Origin of the sequence: Xanthomonas sacchari (assembly GCF_024266585.1) — a bacterium.
In the GTDB taxonomy this organism is placed as follows: domain Bacteria; phylum Pseudomonadota; class Gammaproteobacteria; order Xanthomonadales; family Xanthomonadaceae; genus Xanthomonas_A; species Xanthomonas_A sacchari_C.
The window spans coordinates 1,852,224-1,873,886 of record NZ_CP100647.1 but is presented as its reverse complement, the minus strand read 5'-3'; the positions used below and the strand labels follow the sequence as shown (position 1 = coordinate 1,873,886).

General features: G+C 71.7%; 16 protein-coding genes, 1 pseudogene and 1 riboswitch. Of the genes and pseudogenes, 12 read left to right on the top strand and 5 right to left on the bottom strand.

Features of this window, described 5'->3' with window-relative positions:
- Positions 1–33: 33 nt before the first annotated feature.
- Positions 34–3,600 carry a hybrid sensor histidine kinase/response regulator gene (locus NKJ47_RS07515; RefSeq protein ID WP_254460861.1) on the bottom strand — a complete coding sequence of 1,189 codons (3,567 nt, stop codon included), beginning with the start codon at positions 3,598–3,600 and terminating at the stop codon, positions 34–36.
- A 231-nt stretch (positions 3,601–3,831) separates the two neighbouring features.
- Between NKJ47_RS07515 and NKJ47_RS07510 the strand changes: the two genes are divergently transcribed.
- The 3 genes from NKJ47_RS07510 to NKJ47_RS07500 are packed head-to-tail and all read left to right on the top strand — an operon-like array spanning position 3,832 to position 5,642.
- Positions 3,832–4,497, top strand: coding sequence for a YceI family protein (locus NKJ47_RS07510; RefSeq protein WP_254460860.1), 666 nt, complete (start codon positions 3,832–3,834; stop codon positions 4,495–4,497).
- Positions 4,494–5,060, top strand: a complete 567-nt coding sequence (locus NKJ47_RS07505) for a cytochrome b (protein ID WP_254460859.1) — start codon at positions 4,494–4,496, stop codon at positions 5,058–5,060. Before NKJ47_RS07510 ends, NKJ47_RS07505 begins: the two co-directional genes overlap by 4 nt.
- 12 nt (positions 5,061–5,072) lie before the next feature.
- A complete protein-coding gene (locus NKJ47_RS07500) occupies positions 5,073–5,642 on the top strand; it encodes a YceI family protein (RefSeq protein ID WP_254460858.1) in 570 nt (189 codons plus the stop codon).
- An 85-nt stretch (positions 5,643–5,727) separates the two neighbouring features.
- Here the strand turns inward: NKJ47_RS07500 and NKJ47_RS07495 are convergent, their stop codons facing one another.
- On the bottom strand, positions 5,728–5,967 hold the full coding sequence (locus NKJ47_RS07495; protein ID WP_254460857.1) for a glutaredoxin family protein: 240 nt from the start codon (positions 5,965–5,967) through the stop codon (positions 5,728–5,730).
- A gap of 86 nt (positions 5,968–6,053) precedes the next feature.
- Here NKJ47_RS07495 and NKJ47_RS07490 point away from each other — a divergent pair, with 86 nt between their 5' ends.
- From NKJ47_RS07490 to NKJ47_RS07470, 5 genes and pseudogenes are all read left to right on the top strand, one after another.
- A complete protein-coding gene (locus NKJ47_RS07490) occupies positions 6,054–7,436 on the top strand; it encodes an L-serine ammonia-lyase (RefSeq protein WP_254460856.1) in 1,383 nt (460 codons plus the stop codon).
- A 195-nt stretch (positions 7,437–7,631) separates the two neighbouring features.
- The gene (locus NKJ47_RS07485; protein WP_254460855.1) at positions 7,632–10,637 is read left to right on the top strand and encodes a ligand-binding sensor domain-containing diguanylate cyclase; all 3,006 of its coding nucleotides are present in this window, start codon (positions 7,632–7,634) and stop codon (positions 10,635–10,637) included.
- 68 nt (positions 10,638–10,705) lie between these two features.
- Complete coding sequence (locus NKJ47_RS07480) at positions 10,706–11,716, top strand: alpha/beta fold hydrolase (RefSeq protein ID WP_254460854.1); 1,011 nt, start codon at positions 10,706–10,708, stop codon at positions 11,714–11,716.
- Positions 11,717–12,051: 335 nt separating this feature from the next.
- Positions 12,052–12,624 (top strand): annotated as a pseudogene (locus NKJ47_RS07475) (Ig-like domain-containing protein); the annotation flags it as partial.
- Between the two features lie 348 nt (positions 12,625–12,972).
- On the top strand, positions 12,973–14,217 hold the full coding sequence (locus tag NKJ47_RS07470) for a glycoside hydrolase family 18 protein (RefSeq protein ID WP_254461368.1): 1,245 nt from the start codon (positions 12,973–12,975) through the stop codon (positions 14,215–14,217).
- A 157-nt stretch (positions 14,218–14,374) separates the two neighbouring features.
- Here the strand turns inward: NKJ47_RS07470 and NKJ47_RS07465 are convergent, their stop codons facing one another.
- From NKJ47_RS07465 to metX, 3 genes are read right to left on the bottom strand one after another with little or no spacing between them, the layout of a single operon-like run.
- Positions 14,375–15,424 (bottom strand): homoserine dehydrogenase, encoded by a 1,050-nt coding sequence (locus NKJ47_RS07465; RefSeq protein ID WP_429002526.1) that lies wholly within the window; start codon positions 15,422–15,424, stop codon positions 14,375–14,377.
- A 32-nt stretch (positions 15,425–15,456) separates the two neighbouring features.
- Positions 15,457–16,674 (bottom strand): O-succinylhomoserine (thiol)-lyase, encoded by a 1,218-nt coding sequence (locus NKJ47_RS07460; RefSeq protein WP_254460852.1) that lies wholly within the window; start codon positions 16,672–16,674, stop codon positions 15,457–15,459.
- Positions 16,671–17,708 carry a homoserine O-succinyltransferase MetX gene (metX, locus tag NKJ47_RS07455; RefSeq protein ID WP_254460851.1) on the bottom strand — a complete coding sequence of 346 codons (1,038 nt, stop codon included), beginning with the start codon at positions 17,706–17,708 and terminating at the stop codon, positions 16,671–16,673. The genes NKJ47_RS07460 and metX overlap by 4 nt, the downstream gene beginning before the upstream one ends.
- Positions 17,709–17,778: 70 nt before the next feature.
- A riboswitch (SAM riboswitch) is annotated at positions 17,779–17,897 on the bottom strand.
- A 148-nt stretch (positions 17,898–18,045) separates the two neighbouring features.
- Between metX and NKJ47_RS07450 the strand changes: the two genes are divergently transcribed.
- From NKJ47_RS07450 to NKJ47_RS07435, 4 genes are all read left to right on the top strand, one after another.
- A complete protein-coding gene (locus tag NKJ47_RS07450; RefSeq protein ID WP_429002500.1) occupies positions 18,046–18,873 on the top strand; it encodes a M23 family metallopeptidase in 828 nt (275 codons plus the stop codon).
- A gap of 70 nt (positions 18,874–18,943) precedes the next feature.
- Positions 18,944–19,333 carry a GntR family transcriptional regulator gene (locus NKJ47_RS07445; RefSeq protein ID WP_254460850.1) on the top strand — a complete coding sequence of 130 codons (390 nt, stop codon included), beginning with the start codon at positions 18,944–18,946 and terminating at the stop codon, positions 19,331–19,333.
- Positions 19,326–20,240 carry an ABC transporter ATP-binding protein gene (locus NKJ47_RS07440; protein ID WP_254461366.1) on the top strand — a complete coding sequence of 305 codons (915 nt, stop codon included), beginning with the start codon at positions 19,326–19,328 and terminating at the stop codon, positions 20,238–20,240. Before NKJ47_RS07445 ends, NKJ47_RS07440 begins: the two co-directional genes overlap by 8 nt.
- A complete protein-coding gene (locus tag NKJ47_RS07435; protein WP_254460849.1) occupies positions 20,237–21,610 on the top strand; it encodes a hypothetical protein in 1,374 nt (457 codons plus the stop codon). Before NKJ47_RS07440 ends, NKJ47_RS07435 begins: the two co-directional genes overlap by 4 nt.
- Positions 21,611–21,663 lie beyond the last annotated feature (53 nt).

Genomic DNA, 21,663 nt, shown 5'->3' with positions numbered 1-21,663 from the left:
GCCGGCGCTGGCAACCGCGCCGCCTGGGTCGGCTCAGTTGGGCGGGGCGCCGTCCAGCACCGCGTCGATGGCGTCTTCGAGCATCTGCCCGGTGACCGGCTTGCGCACGAATCCGGCGAACCCGGCGGCGCGCGCCGCGGCCTCGGCCTCGCCGTCGGAGCGCGCGGTCACCGCCAGCAGCGGGAAGCCATAGCCCAGCGCGCGCAACTGCCGCGCCAGTGCCAGGCCGTCGAGCGCCGGCAGGTCCAGGTCGAGCAGGCCGATGTCGAAACTGCCCTGGCTGGCCTCGGTCAGCGCCTCCAAACCGTGCGCGGCCCAGGCCACCTGGTGGCCGCGGCCGCGCAGCAGTTCGACCATCACCTGGGCCACGGTCGGTTCGTCCTCGACCAGCAGGATGCGCAGCGCGGTGCGCGCACGCGCGGCCGGCGCCGGCGTCGCCGCGGGTTCCTGCGCCGGGCACCAGCGCAGCGGCAGGCGCACGCGGAAACGCGCGCCATGCCCGAGCCGGCTCTCGACCTGGATGCGTCCGCCCATCGCCATCGCCAGTTCCTGGCTGATCGCCAGGCCCAGGCCGCTGCCGCCCTGGCGCACCGCGGTGCGCGGACCGTCGCCCTGTTCAAAGCGCTGGAACAGCCGCGCCTGCTGCTCTGCGCCGATGCCCGGGCCGGTGTCGGTCACCTCGATGCACAGCCCGTGGCCGTCCTGCGTCGGCACGACCTTCAGCCCCACCGAGCCGCTGCTGGTGAACTTGATCGCGTTGCCGAGCAGGTTCAGCAGGATCTGCCGCACCCGCAGCGCATCGCCCTCCACCGTGGTCGGGCCGGGCATGCCGTCGTGCAGATCGAAGCGCAGCCCGCGCGCCTGCGCCAGCGGCGCCATCAGGTTGACCACCTCGGCGATCAGCGCCTGCAGCGCGAACGGTTGCGATTCCAGGCGCAGGCGCCCGGCCTCGATCCGCGCCAGGTCCAACGCGTCGTTGACCAGGTGCAGCAGATGGGTGCCGGCGCGGCGGATCGACTCGGTATAGCCGCGCTGCTTCGGATCCAGCGGCGTGGCCAGCAGCAGCTCGCTCATGCCCAGCACCCCGGTCAGCGGCGTGCGCACCTCGTGGCCGAGCGTGGCCAGGAACCGGGTCTTGGCCAGCGAGGCCTGCTCGGCGAGTTCCTGCTTGTGCAGCGCCAGCTCCCAGGCGTGCTGGCGGCCCAGGCGGCGCCGGTAGGCGCGCAGCGACACCAGCAACAGCAGGCCGGCCACGGCGAGCAGCCCGACGATGCCCCAGACGCTGCGCCACCACGGCGGCTGCACCTGGAACGGCAGGCGCAGCGTCGGCGACCAGGCGCCGTTGCGGGTCCGCGCCTGGATCTCCAGCACGTGCGCGCCGTCGGGCAGCTGCGGCAGGGTGCGTTCGCCGCTGGCGCCGGTGCTGACCCAGTCGCGGTCGTAGCCCGGCAGGCGGAACCGGTAGACGATGTGTTCGGGATCGATGTAGGACAGCAGCCGCACCGCCACGCGCAGGTCGCGGTCGTCCGAGCGCAGGGTGAAGCCGCCTTTGGTCGGCAGCGCCAGCAGGCGCGGGCCGCGCCGCACCTGCACGCTTTCCATGCTCAGCGCCAGCGGCACCGGCACCGGGTCCGGCTGCTGCGTGTCCAGCAGCGCCACGCTGCCGTCGGCGGCCGAGGCCACCAGCACGCCGTCGGCGGTCATCAGCAGGCCGCGCCGCACCAGTTCCTGGCTGCCGAGCCCATCGCGGGTGCCGAACGCGCGCACCGCCGGCGTGCGCCGCGGATCGACCCGGAACAGGCCGCGGCGCATGCCCAGCCAGGCGCGCCCCTGCGGATCGGCGACCAACGCGCTGGACTCGGTAGCCGGCAGTCCCTCGGCCACCGCATAGCGCTGGCTGCGCTGCCAGTGCGTGCCGGTGCGCCGCCACAGTTCCAGCCCGGACAGCCGGTGCACCCACAGCGTGCGCGCATCGGCGAAGGCGAACGACTGCACTTTTTCGCCGGCCAGTTCCGGCGGCGTGCGGAACTGGCCGGCCGCCTCGTCCCAGTGCTGCAACTGTTCGTCGGCCACCCACGGCGTGCCGTCCGGGGCCATCGCGAACGCGGCGATGTCGGTGCCGGCCAGGCCGTGCTGGCCGCCGGGGATGTTCTGCAGGACGTGGCCATCGCCATCGCGCACCTGCACGCCATAGCCCGGCGCGGCGATCCACAGCCGCTGACGCGCGTCCAGTTGCAGCCAGGCCAGAGTGCCATCGGGAATTGCATCGGCCTCGCCGGCGGCGCGGGTCCAGCGCTGCAGGTTGCCGCCGTCCAATGGACCGCGCAGCAGCGCGCTGCTGCCGCCGATCCACAACGCCCCGCGCGGGTCGTCCAGCACCGACAGCGTGCGTCCGCTGGGCGCGCCGTTAGCCCAGTGCGGCGCGCTCAGCGTCCCGCTGGTGGTGTCCAGGCGGAACACGCTGGCGCCGGAGCCGAGCAACCACACCCCGCCGGCGTGCGCCGGCGCCAGGCCGACGTACTGGTCGGCGGGCAGGCCCTGCGCGGTGCCCAGCACCGCCAGGCGGCGCCAGTCCGGACGCAGGTAGCCCAGGCCGCGCGTCGGCAGCGGCACCCACAGGCCGCCTTCGCGGTCGCGCAGCACGGTTTCCACCACGCTGGCACCGGACACCGCCGCGCCGCCGGTGTCCACCCGCCGCGCCGGCCCGTCGGCCGGCTTGTGCCACAGGCCCTCGCCATTGCCGAGCCAGTAGCCGCCCGCACCGTCTTCGGCGATCGCGCTGACCGCGCGGTGCAGGTCGTCGACCCAGTCCGCGCGCAGCCAGCGCCCGGCGCGGTCGCGCCGGAACAGGCCGGTGTTGCCGCTGAACCACAGGCCGTCGCTGAGCGGGGTGATCGACGTGATCACCTGCGCCTTGTCCGGCACGCCGTCGTCGATGCGATACGCACTGACGCGCTGTCCGTCGTAGCGCAGCAGGCCCTTGAAGGTGCCGACCCACAGCATCCCGGCATCGTCGAAGGCCAGGGTCAGCACCGCGCTGTCGAGCAGCGCGTCCACGTTCGGGTCGCCGGCGCGGATGCGCTGCACCCGGCCATCGCCGCCCAACCGGTACAGGCCGCCGCGGTAGGTGCCGAAGAACACCGCATCGCCACGGCTGGTGATGGCGAACACTTCGTCGCTGCGCATCGCCGGCTGCGTGGCCATGTTGAAGTGGCGGAAGCCGCGCCGGTCGGCGCCGAGCATGCTGAGTCCGCCGCCCTCGCAGGCCACCCAGATGCGGTCGCGCGCGTCGATGTGCATGTCCTGCACGTAGTTGCAGCGCAGCGAGGCCGGATCGGCGGGGTCGTGGCGCCAGACCCGGAACTCGCGGCCGTCGTAGCGGGCCAGGCCGTCGCCGCTGGCGATCCACAGATAGCCGTCGCGGTCCAGCTGCAACCCGGAGATGTCGCTGGACGGCAGCCCCTGCTCGCTGGAGAACACCCGGAAGCGCGGCAGTTGCGGCACGCCGGCGCAGGCGTCGGCGCAGAGGCCGGCCAACGCCAACAGGCACAGCAGCCCCCAGCGGCGCCACGGGCGTGGGGAACGCGGGATGGGGGACATGGACATCGGCTCCGGCAAGGGACGGCGGCGGATGAACACCGGCGCACTGCCGGGGCCGGACGCGCAGGGCGGCCGCTCCGTATGCCGCTCGCCGCGGCAGCGTTCTTATACCCCGCGGCCGCGGAAAAATCACACCCGCCACGGCGTGCAACGAACCGTTACGCGCGGCGGGTACGCAGCCGGCCCGGACTGTGACTAGAATCCGGCGACCTCCCCGTGCGGCCCGGCTCCATGCTCAAACCCCCTCTCGTGGCGCTCCTGCTGGCCTTGCCGGGCGCCGTCCTGGCCGCGCCGGCGCAGTACGCGCTGGACCCGGTGCACACGCGGGTGCTGTTCGCGATTGAGCACGCCGGGTTCTCCAAGGCGCTGGGCACCGTGTCCGGCAGCACCGGCACCCTGGTGTTCGACCCGGACGACTGGCGCAGCGCGCGGCTGCAGGCGCGGGTGCCGTTGCAGCGGCTGGACCTGGGCGACGAGAAATGGAACCGCGCCGCGCTGGCGCACAACCTGCTCGACGGCGCGCGCTACCCGGAAGCGCAGTTCGTTTCCACCCGCATCGAGCCGATCGACGCGCAGCACGCCAAGGTGATCGGGCAACTGACCCTGCACGGCGTCACCCGCGAAGTGACCCTGGACGTGACCCTGAACGCGGTGAAGCGCCATCCGCTGCCGCCGTTCCGCCGCACCGCCGGCTTCTCCGCCACCACCACGCTGCAGCGCGCCGACTTCGGCATCGACGCCTGGCCGTCGGTGATCGGCGGCACCGTGGAGCTGCGCATCGAGGCCGAGGCCACCCGCGAAGGCGGCGCCAAGGCCGAGCCGGATCCGGCACCGGGCACCACCCCGGCCACCCCCACCGACACCACCGCGCCCGCGGCGCAGGACGACACGCCATGAGCGCCCGCAACACCCCCGACCGCTGGGGCAGCGTCAGCCAGACCCTGCACTGGCTGATCGCCGCGCTGATCCTGCTGCTCGGCGTGGTCGGCCTGACCATGGGCGAGCTGCCGAAGACGCCCAAGTATTTCTGGGTCTACACCGCGCACAAGTCGCTGGGCCTGACCGTGCTGGCGCTGGTGATCGTGCGGCTGGGCTGGCGCCTGTACGCCGGCGCGCCCAAGCCGGTGCCGGGCACGCCCGGCTGGCAGGAGCGCATCGCCAGCGCCACCCACGCACTGCTGTACGTGATGATCTTCGCCATCCCGCTGTCCGGCTGGCTGTACGACTCCAGCAGCGGCCTGCGCCCGTTCCGCTGGTTCGGCCTGGTCGCCGTGCCCAAGCTCAGCCCGCCCGACGAGCACCTGCGCCAGCTCTCGCACGCCGTGCACGAATGGGGCTTCTGGCTGCTGATCGCGGTGGTCCTGGCGCATGCCGGCGCCGCCTTCTACCACCACCTGTTCCAACGCGATGCCACCCTGGCGCGGATGCTGCCGCGCGGTTGGCTCACCCCCAAGTCCTGAGGAGCCGTTTCGATGTCGACCCGTTTCGCGTCCCCCGCCGCCGTCGCCGCCAGCCTGGTGGCCCTGCTCGCCGCCGCCCCGGCGGTACAGGCCGCCGACTATGTGCAGGCCCCCGGCTCGACCCTGGTGTTCGCCAGCAAGTACGACGGCGAAGTGTTCACCGGCCAGTTCCCCGGCTTCGACACCAAGCTCAGCTTCGACCCGGCCAACCTGGCCGGCGCCAAGCTCGACGTGACGATCCCGCTGGCCGGTGCCAAGAGCGGCAACAACGACCGCGACTCCACCCTGCAGGGCGCGGATTTCTTCGACGTCGCCAAGTTCGCCACCGCGCACTACCGCGCCGACAAGTTCCGCGCGCTGGGCAACAATCTGTTCGCCGCCGACGGCACCCTGGAGCTGCGCGGCGTGTCCAAGCCGGTGACCCTGACCTTCACCTGGACCCCGGGCGCGCAACCGGTGCTGGCCGGCAAGGCCACGGTCAAGCGCCTGGATTTCGGCGTGGGCGGCGGCGACTGGGCCGACACCAAGACCATCCCCAACGAAACCGCGATCAGCACCAAGGTCGTGTTCAAGGCGAAGTGATTCGCCACAGGCCGCGGCGCGCGGCCGCTGGGCGGCGGATTTCCTCGTCGGGTCCGCCGCTTTTTTTATGCGCGTTATGCGCGACTCAGGCGCGTTCGTCCGAACCAGCCAGCCAGACGCGCACGCCGGCGGCATCGAACGGCCAGTCCAGTTCGCGCCCGTCGGCGGCGCGCAGCACCGGCACGCGCACGCCGTAGCGCGCCTCCAGGGTCGCCTGGTCATCGATGAAAACGCTTTCCAGGTCGGCCACGCGCGCCTGCGCCAGCACCTGCAGGGCCTGGTCGCACAGATGGCAGTCGTCGCGCTGGTAGAGGGTCAGGGACATGGTCGCGTGCGATGCTGCGCTGCGGACCTGTGCCGCGCGCCGGAAGCATAGAATAGACGGTCTTTCGCCCACCCCTCGGCACGCGCATGGCTGTCAGCACCTTCGACCTGTTCAAGATCGGCATCGGGCCGAGCTCCTCGCACACCGTGGGGCCGATGCGCGCCGCCGAGCGCTTCGTGCACCGCTGGCTGTTCGACCAGGGCCGCCTGCAGGACGTGGTGCGGGTGCGTGCCGAAGTGTTCGGCTCGCTGGCCCTGACCGGGCGCGGCCACGGCACCGACAAGGCGGTGCTGCTGGGCCTGGAAGGCCAGCGCCCGAACCTGATCGACCCGGACATCATTCCCGGCGCGCTGGAGCGCATTCGCGGCAGCAAGCGCATCAACCTGCTCGGCCAGCACGAGATCGCCTTCGACGAGAAGCGCGACCTGGCGATGAACAAGCGGCAGAAGCTGCCGTACCACACCAACGGCATGCGCTTCACCGCCTACGCCGCCAACGACGAAGTGATCGCCACGCGCGACTACTACTCGGTCGGCGGCGGCTTCGTGGTCAACCAGGACGATGCGGCCGACGACCGCATCGTCGCCGACGAGACGCCGCTGCCCTACCCGTTCAAGAGCGGCGACGAGCTGCTGGCGCAGGCCGCGCGCAGCGGCCTGAGCATCGCCGCGCTGATGTTCGAGAACGAGAAGTGCTGGCGCAGCGGGGACGAGATCCGCGCCGGCCTGCGCGAAATCTGGGGGGCGATGCAGGCCTGCGTGACGCGCGGCATCCGCGAGGAAGGCACCCTGCCCGGCGGCCTGCACGTGTCGCGGCGCGCGCCGGCGCTGTACCGCGAGCTGTCGTCCAAGCCGGAGGCGGCGATGCGCGATCCGCTGACCACGCTGGACTGGGTCAACCTGTACGCGCTGGCGGTCAACGAAGAGAACGCCGCCGGCGGCCGCGTGGTCACCGCGCCCACCAACGGCGCGGCCGGCATCATTCCGGCGGTGCTGCACTACTTCGACCGGTTCTGCCCCGGCGCCGACGAACAGCGCGTGTTCGACTTCCTGCTCACCGCCGCGGCGATCGGCATCCTGTACAAGGAAAACGCCTCGATCTCCGGCGCAGAAGTGGGCTGCCAGGGCGAGGTCGGCGTGGCCTGCTCGATGGCCGCCGGCGGCCTGGTCGCCGCGCTCGGCGGCAAGCCGGGACAGATCGAGAACGCCGCCGAAATCGGCATGGAGCACAACCTCGGCCTGACCTGCGACCCGATCGGCGGCCTGGTGCAGATCCCGTGCATCGAGCGCAACGCAATGGGCGCGGTCAAGGCGATCAACGCCAGCCGCATGGCGATGCGCGGCGACGGCAAGCACAAGGTGTCGCTGGACAAGGTGATCCGCACCATGCGCGACACCGGCCGCGACATGCAGGACAAGTACAAGGAAACCAGCCGCGGCGGGCTGGCGGTGAACGTGATCGAGTGCTGAGCCCCCGCCATGGACGCTGGCCCACGCGATCGCCAGCGTCCCCGCCGCTGCGCGGATAAAGATCGGCGCGGCGATGCCGCTAACGACAGTGACGTCGGCCGATCCGGCACTGGCATGCTTTTGCGGTTTCCATACGCCTCCTGGCGCCTGCTGGCGCTACAGCTGACCATGCTCTCGACAGCGTGGAGCGCGTGTGTGCCGCAGGCGCGGGCGCTGCAGCCGGACAAGCAGTTCAATCACTACGAGCGCGAAGGCTGGGGCCTGGACCAGGGCCTGCCGCAGCTGAGCGTGCAGGCGTTCGCGCAAGACCGCCTGGGCTATCTGTGGATCGGCACGATGGGCGGGTTGACCCGCTTCGACGGCGTGCGCATGACCTCGTTCAACGAGGGCGCGCCGGCGCACCTGCCCGGCAATCTGATCAAGGCGCTGCACGTGGACCCCACCGGCACGCTGTGGATCGGCACCTACCGCGGCCTGTCGCGCTACCGCGATGGACGCTTCGCCACGCTGCTGCCGCAGGATCCGCAGGCGCCGCTGCTCAACATCGAGGCGATCGCGACCGATGCGCGCGGCACCGTGCTGGTCGCGGCGCAGGATGGCGTGTACGCAGTGCAAGGCGATCACCTGCAGTTGCGCCACCGCATCGCCGGCGGCGCCAACGCGTTGTTGCCGCGTGCCGACGCGCTGTGGGTGGGGACGCATGGCGCGGTGCTGCGCATCGTCGCCGGCCAGGACGCCCCGGTGGCGCTGCCCTTGCCGCCGGACGCGGGCGCGGCGCCGGTGCAGCACCTGGTGGAGGCGCAAGGCACGATCTGGGCCGGCACCCGCGGCGGCCTGCTGTTGCGCCGCGACGGACGCTGGCAATGGCTGGCCGATGCCACCGGTGCGAGCCGGCGCGCGGTGCAGGCCTTGTTCGAGGACGGCGACCGCAACCTGTGGGTGGGACAGCCCGGCGCGCTGCTGCGCGTGCGCGATGGCGCGGTCGTCGAGCGCACTCCCGAGAGCAAGCCGAACGTCGGCGTCAACGCCATCTTCGAGGACCGCGAGCGCAACCTGTGGCTGGGCAGCAACTGGAACGGCGCGAGCCGGCTGTGGAACGGCTGGACCCGGCGCTACAGCACCCACGAAGGACTGGACGACGCGCTGGTATGGACGCTGGCGCGCGATCCGGACGGATCGCTGTGGGTCGGCACCGACAGCGGCCTGTCGCAGCTGCGCGATGGCCGTTATCAGCAGCGCCTGAGTCTGGCGCAGTTGCACAACGAGGCGCCCTACACCTTGCTGGCCGAACCCGGACAGCTGTGGATCGGCACCCGCCACGGCGCCGCCCTGTACCGCGACGGCCGGCTCGGCCAACCGGCCTGGCTGGCGCCGCTGCGCGAGCTGCAGATCAGCGGCATCGCCCGCGATCGCGCGCAGCGGCTGTGGTTCGCCAGCGACGACGGCCTGTTCCGCAGCGACGGCGCGCGGCTGCGCCGCTACGGCACCGCCGACGGCCTGCGCGATCCGCGCGTGCGCCTGGTCCACGAGACCCGCGACGGCCGCCTGCTGGTCGGCACGCAAGCGGGCCTGTACGAACTGCGCGGCGAACGCCTGGTCGCCCTGGCCGCACCCGGCTCGGCGCTGGCCAGCGCCGACGTTACCGCGATCCACGAACTGCCCGACGGGCAATGGCTGGTCGGCACCCTCAGCGAACAGCTGTGGCTGTTCGACGGCACGCACTGGTCTGCGTTCGGCGAGCAGGACGGGCTGCCGGTGAACGCCGCCTTCTTCATCGCCGACGACGGCCGCGGCGGGATCTGGGTGGCCGGCCTGCGCGGGGTCTACCGCGTACGCCTGGCCAACCTGCAGCGCCACGCAATGGCGCCGCAGGCACCGCTGAACGCGGAACTGATGCTCACCGAGCGTGCGCAGCGCCACGGCGGCGTGCAGGGCATGTGCTGCAACGGCGCCGGCAACGGCAAGGGCTTCATCGAGCACGGCGCGCTGTGGCTGCCCAGCCGCGACGGCGTGGTCGCGCTGGACACCGCCGGGATCGTCAAGAATCCGGTGGCGCCGCAGCCGGTGGTGGAGCGGGTACGCGCGCTGGGCCAGTGGCTGACCCCGCAGGCGCTGCCCAGGCCGCTGCCCGAAGGCGCGCGCGACCTCGACTTCGAGTTCACCGCCGCCTCGTTCCAGGCGCCGCAGAACGTCGAACTGCGCTACCGGCTGCTCGGCTACGACCGCAACTGGCGCACCCTCGACGACATCCGCCAGCGCGCGGTCAGCTACACCAACCTGCCCGGCGGCGACTACGTGTTCGAGGTCACCGGCAGCAACAACGCCGGCGTCTGGGCGGCGGCGCCGGCGCGGCTGCCGCTGCGGATCCAGTTGCACTTCCAGGAGACGGCGCCCTACAAGCTGCTGCTGGCGCTGGGCGCCCTGGCCCTGCTGCTGATCGTCGTGGGCCTGGCGCGGCTGCGCAACCGGCGCCAGCGCGACGCCCTGGAGCGCCAGGTGCGCGAACGCACCCAGGCGCTGCAGGCGGCCAATCAGCGCCTGCAGGAGGCCAGCTTCACCGACGAGCTGACCCAGTTGCGCAACCGCCGCTACCTGTCGCTGCACATTCCCAGCGACATCGCCCTGTACCGGCGCATGGCCGCCAACGACGAGGACATGCTGTCCTCGGGCATGCTGTTCGCGCTGATCGACATCGACCATTTCAAGTCGATCAACGACAGCGGCGGCCACCACACCGGCGACGCGGTGCTGCAGCAGATGGCGCAGTTGCTGGTGCGGCTGACCCGCGAAAGCGACTACGTGGTGCGCTGGGGCGGCGAGGAATTCCTGCTGGTGCTGCGCTCGGCGCCGCGCGAGAACCTGACCGTGGCCGCCGAACGGTTGTGCCGCTCGGTGGCCGCGCACCCGTTCGTGCTCGACCACGGCCGCCAGGGCCGGGTCACCTGCTCGATCGGGCTGGCAGAATTCCCGTTCGTGCACGACCCCGACAACCTGCTCGGCTGGGAACAACTGCTGGTCCTGGCCGACCGCGCGCTGTACCAGGCCAAGGCCAAGGGCCGCAACGGCTGGGCGGCATACCGGCCGGTGCTCGGCGCGCAGGCGGAGCAGGTGCTGGCGGCGCTGCACGAGCCGCTGGCGCAGATGCAGCACCACGCCTGCCTGACCCTGGTGCACAGCGGCGGCGGCCTGCCGCCGGGGTGATGCGTTGACGCTTCGCAAGCACGGACCGGGCTAAGGTCGTGGTCCATCACGCCTGCCGTCCCGCTCCCATGCGCCATTGCCTGCTGCTCGCCGCCCTCGCCCTGTCGCCGCTCGCCTCCGCCACGGCCGCGGACCCACCGCCGCGCTACGGCGCGCAACTGGAAGGCTTCGCCTATCCCTATCCGGTGCATTGGTACCGCTTCGAGTCGCAGCGCCAGCCGCTGCAGATGGCGTACATGGACGTGGCCCCGACCGGCACGCCGAACGGCCGCACGGTGGTGCTGCTGCACGGCAAGAACTTCTGCGCGGCGACCTGGGAATCGACGATCGCCGCGCTGGTCGCGCAAGGCTACCGGGTACTGGCGCCGGACCAGATCGGCTTCTGCAAGTCGAGCAAGCCGCAGGCCTACCAGTTCTCCTTCGCGCAACTGGCGGCCAACACCCACGCATTGCTGCAGCAGGCCGGGGTGAGCCGCGCGGCGATCGTCGGCCATTCGATGGGCGGCATGCTCGCCGCCCACTACGCGCTGCAATACCCGCAGGACGTGAGCCAGCTGCTGCTGGTGAACCCGCTCGGGCTGGAGGACTGGAAGGCCGCCGGCGTGCCCTGGCGCAGCGTCGACGACTGGTACGCCAAGGAGCGCAAGACCGACGCGGCCTCGATCAAGCAGTACCAGCAAACCGTCTACTACGGCGGCCAGTGGAAGCCCGAGTACGACCGTTGGGTGAGCATGCAGGCCGGCCTGTACGCCGGCCCCGGCGGCGATCGCGTGGCCTGGAACCAGGCGCTGACCTCGGACATGGTGTTCAACCAGCCGGTCGTCCAGCGCTTGCCGCAACTGCGCGTGCCGACCACGTTGTTCATCGGCCAGCGCGACCGCACCGCGATCGGCAAGGATCTGGCGCCGCCGGCGCTGGCGGCGACCCTGGGCGACTACCCGGCGCTGGGCAAACGCGCGGCCGCGGCGATTCCCGGCGCGCGCCTGGTCGCGTTCGACGATCTGGGCCATTCGCCGCAGGTGGAAGCGCCGCAACGGTTCAACACGGCCCTGCTCGAGGCGCTGGCCGCCGCCCCCTGAGCGCGCCATGCCGGCGGCTGCGGTCCCCCTCGCCGCGGCGCGCGCGCTTTGCCGCAAGACCGGACCGACGGTCGCCGCGGCGCCGACCACGATCACGACGGCGACCGAACGCTACGGCACGGCCTGCGGCGCGGCGTGGCGCCGGCACGCCCCCTGTGCCGGCACTTCCGCGCGGCGCCCTCGTCGCCATTGCGCTGCAGCATCCTGGCTTGCCATGAAAACGTTGTCATCGCTGCAATCCTGGATCCGTCTCGCATTCGCCGGAATTGTCAGTTGACAACGTTGTCTCTTGACGCGAACCCTGCGCCTGCCCGGCCTGTGCGCACCGCCAAACGATGTCGGCGCCACGCGTCCCCAGCGTCCCGGGTGATCGGATCGAAGGAGAACCAGACAGCGGCCGACCGCCGCTCCTCAGTCGCGCTACCTACCGCATCGGAGGCGTCACCATGCACACGAAATCCGCTGGATCGTGGTTGCTGTTCTGTTGTCTCGTCCTGGCCGGCCTCGCGCCCGGCCGAGCCTGGGCCGCCGCCTGCAGCGGGGTCGCTGCCTGGAATCCGGCCACCGTCTACGCCGCCGGCGACACTCTGACCTACGCCGGCCACCTGTACCGCGCCAACGCTCCGATCTGGAACACCGCACCGACCTACTGCACCAGTTGCGGCTGGTATCAGGACCTTGGCACCTGCGACGGCAGTTCCGCCAACCAGCCGCCGAGCGTGGTCCTGACCGCACCCGCCGCCGGCACCCGCTTCGTGGTCGGCAACACCATCACCCTGCAGGCCTCGGCCAGCGATCCCGACGGCAGCGTCGCGCGGGTCGAATTCTTCCGCGGCGACACCTCGCTGGGCAGCGTGGGCGGCGCGCCGTACACGCTGGCCTGGAGCGGCGCGGCGGCCGGCGACTACCGCCTGACCGCCGTGGCCACCGACGACGCCGGCGCCCGCACCACCTCGGCCGCGGTCGCGATCAGCGTGGCGGCGGTGACGTCGAACGACACCACCGCCCCAAGCGTGCCGACCGGCCTGGCCGCGGCCACGCGCGCCAGCAACGCCATCACCCTGAGCTGGAACGCCGCCGCCGACAACGCCGGCGGCAGCGGCCTGGCCGGCTACGACATCCTCCGCGACGGCAATCGCGTGGGCACCTCCACCACCACCGGCTACACCGATTCGGCACTGACCGCCGACACCGCGTACGCCTACGCGGTCCGCGCCCGCGACAACGCCGGCAACGTCTCGGCCAGCAGCGCCACGTTGAGCGTGCGCACCCTGCCGGCCAGCGCCGGCGGCGGCAAGCGCGTGATCGGCTACTTCACCCAGTGGGGCATCTATGGGCGCAATTACCAAGTGCGCGACATCCAGGCCAGCGGCGCGGCCGCCTACCTGACCCACCTCAACTACGCCTTCGGCAACGTCCGCAACAACCGTTGCGAAGTCGGCGTCACCCAGCCGTCGGACAGCAGCACCGGCGCCGGCGGCGACGCCTTCGCCGACTACACCAAGGCGTTCTCCGCCGCGCAGAGCGTGGACGGCGTGGGCGACACCTGGGACCAGCCGCTGCGCGGCAACTGGAACCAGCTGAAGAAGCTCAAGGCCGCGCATCCGGGCTTGAAGGTGCTGATCTCGCTGGGCGGCTGGACCTGGTCGCGCGGCTTCTCCAGCGCCGCGCACGCCGAGAACCGCCAGGCCTTCGTCGCCTCGTGCATCGATGCCTACATCCGCGGCAACCTGCCGGTCACCGATGGCGCCGGCGGCAGCGCGGCCGCGGCCGGCGTGTTCGACGGCATCGACATCGACTGGGAGTATCCAGTGGCTTGCGGCATCGCCTGCGGCAGCGCCGAGGACCGGCAGAACTTCACCGCACTGCTAGCCGAGTTCCGCCGCCAGCTCGACCAGGTGCGGCCGGGGCTGCTGCTGACCGTGGCGGTCGGCGCCGGCATCGACAAGATCCGCGTCACCGACCCGAACCTGTACGCGCCGTACCTGGACTACCTCAACGTGATGACCTACGACTTCCACGGCGCCTGGGACCCGCAGACCAATCATCACTCCGCGCTGTTCGAGTCCTCCGCCGATCCGTCCAGCGGCGACCAGCGCTACTACAACAGCAACGACGCCATCCAGGCCTTCCTCGACCGCGGCGTGCCCGCCGCCAAGCTCAACCTCGGCATCGGCTTCTACGGGCGCGGCTGGACCAACGTGCCCAACGTCGACCACGGCCTGTACCAGAGCGGCAACGCCGCGCCGGGCACCTACGAGGCGGGGATCGAGGACTACAAGGTGCTGCGCGGCCGCGCCGGCAGCAGCTACGTCGATGCGCAGGCGCACGCGCACTGGAAGTACGACGGCAGCACCTTCTGGAGCTACGACAACCCGGCGCTGGTCACCGAGAAGATGAACTACGTCAAGGCCCAGGGCCTGGGCGGCGCGTTCTTCTGGGAGTTCAGCGGCGACTACCAGGGCGAGTTGCTGAAGACCATGGGTCAGGGGCTGCAATGAGTTGAGGTGCCGGCCGCCGCGCTGCGCGCGACGGCCGCACCGCGTGACCCGCACGCATCGACGTGCGGGCAGCGTTGCCCCCACGCTGACTGCCAGTCGGTATCACCCCGGCCCGAACCGCGAGACCCGCACCTGATGCGGGCCTCGCTTGCGTCGCTCAGCGCACCGCGATCCGCAGCACGTCGTCGAGCAAGGCCGCCGCGGTGACATCGGCACCGGCGCCCGGTCCCTGGATCAGCAGCGGTTGCTGCAGATAGCGGTCGCTATGGATGGCGACGCGATTGTCGGTGCCGGCACCGCTGGCCAGCGGATGCGTCGGCGGCAGCGCGCGCAGGCCCACCGAGGCGCCGTGCGCATCGAAGCGGCCGACGAAGCGCAGGCAGGCGCCTTCGGCCTGCGCCTGCGCCAGGCGCGCCGCCAGCGGCGCGTCCAGTTGTCCCAACGCGGCATCCAGCTGCGCCAGCGGCACCGCGGCCAGGTCGGCCGGCACCAGCGACGCCACCTGCACCTGTTCGGCGCGCAGCGGCAGGCCGGCGGCGCGGGCCAGGATCAGCAGCTTGCGCCGCACGTCCTCGCCGGACAGGTCCTCGCGCGGATCGGGTTCGGTGTAGCCGGCGGCCGCGGCCTCGCGCACGCAGTCGGAAAAGGAACGACGGCCGTCGTAGCGATGCAGCAACCAGGCCAGCGACCCGGACAGCACGCCTTCCACCGCGTGGATGTGGTCGCCGCCGGCGACCAGCGCGCGCAGGCTGCTCAGCAACGGCAGCCCGGCGCCGACCGTGGCGCTGTCGCCGTAGTGGGTGCTGGTCGCATGCCGCGCGGCATGGATCTGTTCGGCACGCGCCAGCGCGGCGCCCTGGCCGAGCTTGTTGGCGGTGACCACGTGCACGCCGCGCCGCAGCCACTCGGCATGGCGCTGCGCCACCGCCTCGCTGGCGGTGGCGTCGACCACGATGTCGCCCTGGCCCAAGTCGTCCGGCAGCGTCACCGCCTGCGCTGCGCGCGCGGCGGCATTGGCCGTGGCCAGCGCCTGCGCCGGTGTCAACGTGCAGGCGGCGACGGTGCGCGAATTGGCCAGCCAGGCGAAGGTCGGCAACCCGGGGCGGCGCTGCTGCAGCGCCTGGTAGCGCGCGACGAAGGCGCGGCCGACGGTGCCGGTGCCGAGCAGGCCCAGCCGCGGGGTTGCCGCGACGGGCGCGGTGCGCAGCGGCGCCGCCGGCGCAGCGGCCAGGCCGCTGCTCACGCGTCCACCCGTTTGCGTGCCAGCGCCTCGCCAGCGCGCTGGGCGCGCTGCAGGCCGGCCTGCAGGTCGGCGATCAGGTCTGCGCTGGATTCGATGCCCACCGACAGGCGCAGCAGGCCATCGGAAATGCCGGCCTTGGCGCGCGCCTCGGCGGTCATCGCCGCATGCGTCATCGTCGCCGGATGCGCGATCAGGCTCTCCACGCCGCCCAGCGATTCGGCCAGGGTGAAGTAGCGCAGGCCATCGACGAAGGCGCGCACCTCGGCCTCGCCGCCGGCCAGTTCGAAGCTGATCATCGCGCCGAAGCCGCGCTGCTGCCGCGCCGCCACCGCGTGGCCCGGATGCGAGGCCAGGCCGGGGTAGTACACCTGGCGCACCGCGGCGTGCGTGGTCAGCAGCTCCACCACCGCCTGCGCGTTCTCCTGGTGCGCGCGCAGGCGCGCGTCCAGCGTGCGCAGGCCGCGCAGGGTCAGGAACGCATCGAACGGCGAGCCGGTCAGGCCCAGCGCGTTGGCCCACCACACCAGCTGCTGGTGCAGCTCGGCATCGGCGGCGATCACCGCACCGCCGACCACGTCGCTGTGGCCGTTGACGTACTTGGTGGTGGAGTGGATCACCAGGTCCGCGCCGAAGGCGATCGGGGTCTGCAGCGCCGGCGACAGGAAGGTGTTGTCGACCACCGCCAGCGCGCCGGCCTTGTGCGTGGCGTCGATGACGAAGCGCAGGTCGGTGATGCGCAGTAGCGGGTTGGACGGGGTCTCGATCAGCACCAGCTTCGGCGCCTGCGCCAGCGCATCGGCCAGCGAGCGCGGATCGGTCAGGTCGGCGGTGATCAGTTCGAAGTGGCCCTTCTTGGCCAGCGCGTTGAACAGCCGCCAGCTGCCACCGTACGCATCGTGCGGCACCACCAGCTTGTCGCCGGGCTGCAGCAGCGCGTTGAGCACCAGGTTGATCGCGCCCATGCCGGTGGCGGTGATCACGCCGCCGGCGCCGCCCTCCAGTTCCGCCAGCGCTTCGCCGAGCAGGTCGCGGGTCGGATTGCCGCTGCGGGTGTAGTCGTACTGGCGCTTGTTGCCGAAGCCGTCGAAGCTGAAGTTCGACGACAGCACGATCGGCGGGGTCACCGCGCCGTAGGCGGTGTCGCGGTCGATGCCGGCACGGACCGCGGCGGTGGCGGTGCTACAGGGCAGATCGGTGTCGTGGGCAGTGCTCATGCGGCAACTCCGGTGGGGCGAAGGGCGGTGGCGAGAATCGCGTCGATGCGATCGGTTTCTTTCAGGAAGGCGTCGTGGCCATAGGGCGAACGCAGCACGCGCAGGCTGCCGCGCGAGCCCAGGCCTTCGACCAGGGTCACCAGGTCCGACAGCGGCACCAGGCGGTCGCCCTCGACCGCCACCACCACCGTGGGCACGGCGACGGCGGCCGGATCGATGCGGTGCAGGTCGATGGATTCGGACAGGCGCAGGTAGGCGTTGACCTGGGTGCGCGCCACGTACTGCGCGCCGGCGGCGTCCAGGTAGTCTTCGGCGGCGACGCGGACGCGGCCGTTGATCACTTCCGGCGCGGCGTCGAAGCGCTCGCCGAATTCCTCGGGGGTGCGGTAGCTGAGCATCGCGAACTGCCGGGCCAGCGACAGCCCGTGGCTTTCGGCGCACTGCAGCTGGCCCAACGCCACCGCACGGCGCTGCAGCGCGCGCCAGGCCGCGGCATACGGATGCGCGCGGTGTGCGCCGCTGACCGCGATCAGCTTCTGCAGGCGCTGCGGATGCCGCACCGCCAGCTGCAGGCCGACCAGCGCGCCGTAGGAGTAGCCGACGAAACCCCGCAGTTGCGGGATGTCCAGCGCGTCCAGCAGCGCGGCGATGGCGTCGGCCTGGTCGGCACTGTCGATCGGCGCGTCCAGGCTGCCGTCGGCGCCGACGAAGTCGAATGCCAGCAGCCGCCGCTGGGTCGGGTCCAGCGCGCGGCCCGGGGCGACCAGGTCTTCGGCCCAGCCCTTTTCGGTAAAGGTGGCATTGGCGGCGAGGTGGCGGTGCGCGGAGATGCCGCCGGCGACGAACACCACCGGCGCGCCCGCGGGACCGCTCAACTCGTAGCGCAGGCGCAGCAGTTGCACGCCGGCGTGGCGCAGCGGCAGCGCCACCGCGATCTCGCCGCGCATCGCGTGCACGCCGTCGGCCGGCGCGGCAACGCGGTCGTGGGACGGGATGGCGGAGGTGGGGCGATCAGGCGAGTTCACGAGGCGCATGGCGGTATCCAGGGAGGAACGGCCATCGAGCTTCGCGGAGCTCGCGTTCGCCATGCGGAGGGCATGGATCGAACCATCTTTCGGCGGACGCGTGGGTCCCCGCAGGATTTGGCACCGACACGGGCGCTCGCGCGTCCGCTGGCTGCCCCGGCATCAAAGGGCCTGTCCCTCCGCCGGTCTCGATGGTGACGCCACGATGCCAGCGATTTTCGCCACTGTCAATCTCTTTATTCGGATGAAGCGATATGACTTTTCGATCCCCGGCCTCGGCCATACTCCGTTTCCCCCATCGCCTCCCGCATCCGTGCGCCGACGCCGCCCCCGCCGCTGGCTTGCCGTGGTCCTGTCGCTGGCGGCGGCCAGCGCGTCCGCGCAGCCGTTGCTGCACTGGAATGCCCCGCCGCCCGTGCCGCAACCGCCCCCGGCCTGGCTGCAGGTGATGCCACGCGACGGCGGCGTGCGCGAGATCGCGCTGGGCAATCCGCTGGGCGGCCCGGTGCAGATCCGCCTGCTGGGCGACAGCGCCGGCTTCACCGCGGTGCCCGCACTGCCGCTGACCGTGGAGCTGGCCGCCGGCGAACGCCGCGTGGTCGCTCGCCTGTATCCGCCCGGCGACCTGGCCGAGACCGGCGGCGACGGCGCCCGGCTGCACATCGCGGCGGTGCCCGGTTCGCCGCGCGCCCATGCCGACGCGGTGCTGTACGCCCTCCCCTTCGCCGATCGCCCGGTGCGCATCGATCAAGGCTTCGGCGGTGCGTTCAGTCACCGCGATCCGGCCAACGCCTACGCCCTGGACTTCGCCCTGCCCGAAGGCACGCCGGTGCTGGCCGCACGCGAGGGCGTGGTGATGGAGGTGCGTGACGACTTCCACGAATCCGGCACCGACCCGCGCCTGGGCCAGGCCGCCAACCTGGTGCGGGTGCTGCACGCCGACGGCAGCATGGCGATCTACGCGCACCTGGCCGCCGGCGGCGTGCAGGTGCGGGTCGGCCAGGCGGTGCGGCGCGGCGAGCGCCTCGGCCTGTCCGGCAACACCGGCCTGAGCAGCGGTCCGCACCTGCATTTCGCGCTGCAGCTCAACCGCGGCCTGCGCCTGGAGTCGGTGCCGTTCCGGATGGCCGGCCCGTTGGGCGAACTGCACTTCCCCCGTCCCGACCCGCCCTGAGCCGCCGCCGGCACGCCGTTCGTCGGCAGACGCCTTGACATCCGCCAAGTGTATTGATGTATTAATACACATGGATGCAAACCACCTCCACGTGCAACCCAGCGCCCCGGAACCGATCTACCGGCAGATCGCCGAGCAGATCCGGCGCCTGGTCGCCGCCGGGCAACTGCGCCCGGGCGACGGCCTGCCCTCGGTGCGCGAGGTCGCCGCCGCCCACGCGGTGAACCCGATGACGGTCTCGCGCGCTTACAGCCAGCTCGAGGCGGAGGGCGTGCTGGAACGCCTGCGCGGCCGCGGCATGGCGGTGGCCGCGACCGCCGCCGCGCCGCAGCGGCAACGCCTGCAACTGATCGAACCGCGTCTGCAGGAACTGGTCCGGCATTGCCGCGAACTGGGCCTGCCGTCCTCTTCCGTGATCGAACGTCTTGAACACCTGTTTGGAGAAACTGGCGATGAGTAGCGTGGTGATGGCGGCCGCAGCCCAGGCCGATCTGGATATGCAACTGCCGCTGGCGGCGCAGGATCTGCACCTGGCCTTCGGCGCCCGCCCGGTGCTGCTGGGCGTGGACCTGCAGGTGGCGCGCGGCGAGGTGGTCGGGCTGATCGGCCGCAACGGCGCCGGCAAGAGCACCTTGCTGGCCTGCCTGCTCGGGCTGCTGCAGCCGCAGCGCGGCCAGGCACGGGTGTTCGGCGGCCCGGCGCTGCGCCTGGACGATGCGCGCAAGGCGCAGTTGGGCTTCGTGCCGCAGCAGCCGCAGGCATTCGGCTGGATGCGCGTGGAGGAACTGCTCGCCTTCGCCGCACAGCTCTACCCCCACTGGGACGCGCAGCGCGCGGACACGCTGCTGCGCCGCTGGGAACTTGACCGCACCCAGAGCATCGGCAAGCTCTCGCCGGGCCAGGCCCAGCGCCTGGCCCTGGTGCGCGCGCTGGCCGCACGGCCGGCACTGCTGGTCCTGGACGAACCCGCCTCGGCGCTGGATCCGGTCGCACGCCGCGACCTGATGCGCGAGATCGTCACCGAAACCTGCGACGCCGGCACCACCGTGCTGTTCTCCAGCCACATCGTCAGCGACCTGGAACGCGTGGCCTCGCGCGTGGCGTTCCTGCACCAGGGCCGGCTGTTGCTGGACCAGCCGCTGGACGAGCTCAAGGACAGCGTGCTGCGGGTGACGCTGCCGCCGAAGGCCGCCGCACTGCTCGGCGACGCCGTGCTGCGCGGCGAACTCGCGCGGCGCCACAGCGCCGACGGCGGTATCGCCGTACTGCTGCATGCCAGCGAACCGCCCTCCGCCCTGCTCGGCGTGCCTGGTCTGCGCGTCGACCGGCTCGGCCTGGAGGATCTGTTCATCGAGGTGGCGGGATGAAGCGCCCGCTCGCCGATCTGCGTCTGCTATACACGGCATCCGGCCGGACCAGATGGGTCTACCCCTGGGTGATCGCTGCGGCGTTCGCCCTGACGTGGGTCGACAATCCGCCATCGCCGCTGGTGCTGACCTGTCCCATCGTGCTGCTGCTCTGGACACGACTCGGCGCACGCTTGCTGAGCCTGCTCGACCAGGCGCATCGCCTACGCCTTCCAGGGCTACGCCGTCGCTTTGCGCGCCTGTTCGCATGGGCGGTGACCGGCACCGTGCTGTTGCCGGTCTTGCTTTACACGCCGCGCGGCAGCGATCCCAGCCTGACGGCACCGACGCTGCTACTGTGCGCGTCCGGCGGGCTGCTGCTGGCAACAGCGCCTGCGTGGTCCAGTACCGCGTTGCTGTGCCTGCCCCCTCTTGGCTTCATGCTGCACTACTGGGTCGGCGTCCCATTGGACGCATACCCGCGCACCACCATGCTGGCCGTCGCTGCAGCCTGTGTCGCGGGCGCGACGTGCGCGTACCGCCTTGGCAACTCGCCTCGCCCCGTTGCGCTAACACCCTGGCTGCGTCCGCTGTGGATGAATCTGCAGCCACGCCCGCCCGGCGACGGCGCCATCAGGCAGGTGGTCGCATCGCAAAACGGGCACTGGGCCTGGATGCAGGGCATTGCGCGCCCCAGCGTTCCCTCGGACCTGCACCGCGCACCAGAACGCACCATTCGCTTCGCACTCGGCCCGGGCTTCGCTCCCGGCAGCGTGGCCGCCACCGTGCTGGCCGTCCTCGCCATGCCGTCGCTGGTGCTGCTGTGGACGCTGTTGCTGGCGGGCACGCAATCGCCGACCCTGCCGCTGATCCTGGCCAACGTTCTGGCCAACCTGTCCAGCGCGAAATTCCTGCAACGGCTGTGGCTGTGGCGCAAGCACGGCAACCTCGGCCTGATGGAAAGCGCGCTGTTGCCCGGCCTGGGCGCACCCGGGCAGATCGGCACGCTGTTCAACCAGGTGGTGTTGAAATGCGCGATCGCGGCGATGCTGCCGTGGCTGGGCCTGTCCTGGCTCCTCGGCCTGCTCAGACACGCCCCGGCCGCCTACTACCCACTGACCATGTCGATCACCCTGACCGGGACCCTGCTAGCCAGCACCATCCTGCTGGCCTGCCTGCGCTGGCCGCGCAGCGTGTCGGCGCTGGTCGTGGCGCACTGCACGCTGGCGCTGCTGGGCGCCATCAGCATCGGCCAGGTCGGCCTGCCCGGCGCCATGGCGCCGCACTGGCTGGCACCAACCTGGAGCCTGCTGCTGCTCGGCATGGTCATCGCCTACAACCTGGTGGCCCGCCAGTCCAGCAAGCGCCCGCATCCCTGGCTGCTCAACTGAACGGCACATACGGGAAGCCCGCTATAATCGCCGGCTTCCTCCGTTGCCGATGA

What these genes read in the sequence shown, in the direction of transcription:
- NKJ47_RS07480 (WP_254460854.1), top strand. Translation starts at nt 10,706, where the DNA reads ATGCGCCATTGCCTGCTGCTCGCCGCCCTCGCCCTGTCGCCGCTCGCC.
- NKJ47_RS07505 (WP_254460859.1), top strand. Translation starts at nt 4,494, where the DNA reads ATGAGCGCCCGCAACACCCCCGACCGCTGGGGCAGCGTCAGCCAGACC.
- metX (WP_254460851.1), bottom strand. Translation starts at nt 17,708, where the DNA reads ATGCGCCTCGTGAACTCGCCTGATCGCCCCACCTCCGCCATCCCGTCC.
- NKJ47_RS07445 (WP_254460850.1), top strand. Translation starts at nt 18,944, where the DNA reads ATGGATGCAAACCACCTCCACGTGCAACCCAGCGCCCCGGAACCGATC.
- NKJ47_RS07490 (WP_254460856.1), top strand. Translation starts at nt 6,054, where the DNA reads ATGGCTGTCAGCACCTTCGACCTGTTCAAGATCGGCATCGGGCCGAGC.
- NKJ47_RS07435 (WP_254460849.1), top strand. Translation starts at nt 20,237, where the DNA reads ATGAAGCGCCCGCTCGCCGATCTGCGTCTGCTATACACGGCATCCGGC.
- NKJ47_RS07515 (WP_254460861.1), bottom strand. Translation starts at nt 3,600, where the DNA reads ATGTCCCCCATCCCGCGTTCCCCACGCCCGTGGCGCCGCTGGGGGCTG.
- NKJ47_RS07440 (WP_254461366.1), top strand. Translation starts at nt 19,326, where the DNA reads ATGAGTAGCGTGGTGATGGCGGCCGCAGCCCAGGCCGATCTGGATATG.
- NKJ47_RS07495 (WP_254460857.1), bottom strand. Translation starts at nt 5,967, where the DNA reads ATGTCCCTGACCCTCTACCAGCGCGACGACTGCCATCTGTGCGACCAG.
- NKJ47_RS07500 (WP_254460858.1), top strand. Translation starts at nt 5,073, where the DNA reads ATGTCGACCCGTTTCGCGTCCCCCGCCGCCGTCGCCGCCAGCCTGGTG.
- NKJ47_RS07460 (WP_254460852.1), bottom strand. Translation starts at nt 16,674, where the DNA reads ATGAGCACTGCCCACGACACCGATCTGCCCTGTAGCACCGCCACCGCC.
- NKJ47_RS07510 (WP_254460860.1), top strand. Translation starts at nt 3,832, where the DNA reads ATGCTCAAACCCCCTCTCGTGGCGCTCCTGCTGGCCTTGCCGGGCGCC.